We start from the raw sequence: 2,475 nt of genomic DNA, 5'->3' as shown, positions 1-2,475 counted from the left end.
AACGAGGGTACCTTTGTGCTCCTCCGTTACTCTTTGGGAGGAGACCGCCCCAGTCAAACTACCCACCATACACTGTCCTCATCCCAGTTCATGGGACCAAGTTAGAACCTCAACAATCACAGGGTGGTATTTCAAGGTCGGCTCCATACAAACTAGCGTTCATACTTCATAGCCTCCCACCTATCCTACACAGTCATTGTCAAAGTCCAGTGCAAAGCTGTAGTAAAGGTTCACGGGGTCTTTCCGTCTAGCCGCGGGTATACGGCATCTTCACCGCAATTTCAATTTCACTGAGTCTCGGGTGGAGACAGTGTGGCCATCGTTACGCCATTCGTGCAGGTCGGAACTTACCCGACAAGGAATTTCGCTACCTTAGGACCGTTATAGTTACGGCCGCCGTTTACCGGGGCTTCGATCATCAGCTTCAGCTTACGCTTAACCAAATCAATTAACCTTCCGGCACCGGGCAGGCGTCACACCCTATACGTCTTCTTACGAATTTGCAGAGTGCTGTGTTTTTAATAAACAGTCGCAGCCACCTGGTCTCTGCGGCCTCCACCAGCTTCTTCACGTAAAGTAAATAACCAGCAAAGGCGTACCTTCTCCCGAAGTTACGGTACCATTTTGCCTAGTTCCTTCACCCGAGTTCTCTCAAGCGCCTTAGTATGCTCTACTCGTCTACCTGTGTCGGTTTCCGGTACGGTTCTCTATAAGCTGTCGCTTAGAGGCTTTTCCTGGAAGCTTGGCGTCAATGACTTCTCAGCACACCAAAATGTCTGAACCACTTCGCACCTCAGAGTAAAGTAGACCGGATTTGCCTAATCTACACCCCTACATGCAAGTACCAGGACTACCAACCCCTGGCTCACCTAGCCTTCTCCGTCCCCCCTTCGCACTTATAAAAAGTCCAGGAATATTAACCTGGTTCCCATCGACTACGCGTCTCCGCCTCGCCTTAGGGGCCGACTCACCCTGCTCCGATTAACGTCGTGCAGGAATCCTTAGACTTACGGCGAGAAGGCTTTTCACCTTCTTTATCGTTACTCATGTCAGCATTCGCACTTCTGATATCTCCAGCAACCTTCTCAAGTCACCTTCGCAGACCTACAGAACGCTCCCCTACCACGTGCATCAAATGCACATCCGCAGCTTCAGTGTATGGTTTTAGCCCCGTTACATCTTCCGCGCAGGCCGACTCGACCAGTGAGCTATTACGCTTTCTTTAAAGGATGGCTGCTTCTAAGCCAACCTCCTGGCTGTCTAGGCCTTCCCACATCGTTTCCCACTTAACCATAACTTTGGGACTTTAGCTGGCGGTCTGGGTTGTTTCCCTCTCCACGACGGACGTTAGCACCCGCCGTGTGCCTCCCGTGGTCCAATTAACCGGTATTCGTAGTTTGCATCGGTTTGGTAAGCCATGACAGCCCCCTAGCCGAAACAGTGCTCTACCCCCAGCAATCAACCCACAAGGCGCTACCTAAATAGCTTTCGGGGAGAACCAGCTATCTCCGGGCTTGATTAGCCTTTCACTCCTAGCCACACGTCATCCGATAATTTTTCAACATTACCCGGTTCGGACCTCCAGTTGGTGTTACCCAACCTTCATCCTGCACATGGCTAGATCGCCCGGTTTCGGGTCTACTCCCAGCGACTCTCGCCCTATTAAGACTCGATTTCTCTACGGCTCCCCTAGCAGGTTAACCTCGCCACTGAAAGTAACTCGCTGACCCATTATACAAAAGGTACGCAGTCACCCAACCTAAGTCAGGCTCCCACTGCTTGTACGCAAACGGTTTCAGGTCTATTTCACTCCCCTCTCCGGGGTGCTTTTCGCCTTTCCCTCACGGTACTGGTTCACTATCGGTCAGTAAGTAGTATTTAGCCTTGGATGATGGTCCACCCATTTTCAACCAGGATTTCTCGTGTCCCGGCCTACTTCTTCGTGTGCTTAGTTCCTCATGCTACCTACGTGTACGGGACTATCACCCCCTACGGTCAACTTTCCCAAGTCGTTCCACTTCATAGCATAATAAATCACACCAGGCTCTTCCCCCTTCGCTCGCCGCTACTAAGAGAATCTCTTTTGATTTCTTTTCCTTTAGGTACTTAGATGTTTCAGTTCCCTAAGTTCGCTCTCATAACCTATGTATTCAGTCATAAGTGACCTGGTTCGCACCAGGCCGGGTTCCCCCATTCGGACATCTTCGGTTCAACGCTCGTTTCCAGCTCCCCAAAGCTTTTCGCAGGATTCCACGTCCTTCTTCGCCTCTTACTGCCAAGGCATCCACCGTCTGCGCTTCTCTTCTTGACCATATAACCTCAATCAACTCAATGTCATACAATCCTCAATACAACCATCACCATCAGAAATAGTCATACCAAAACGCTTGTGTTACCTCAATCTCTACCATATTGTTAATGAACTTCTGGAATACCCAGATTAAATAACTCTCTACATGAAAATCATTTGATTTG

The 2,475-nt window shown here is 49.9% G+C and carries 1 rRNA gene; it reads right to left on the bottom strand.

The annotated features are described in order from the left end of the window. Window positions 1–2,311: ribosomal RNA gene (locus tag E1O52_RS12875) — 23S ribosomal RNA — on the bottom strand; the annotation flags it as partial. Window positions 2,312–2,475 lie beyond the last annotated feature (164 nt).

Source organism: Legionella nagasakiensis (assembly GCF_900639915.1).
Taxonomy (GTDB): domain Bacteria; phylum Pseudomonadota; class Gammaproteobacteria; order Legionellales; family Legionellaceae; genus Legionella_A; species Legionella_A nagasakiensis.
The sequence above is the reverse complement of the archived record's forward strand: the minus strand, read 5'-3'. Positions and strand labels throughout refer to the sequence as shown.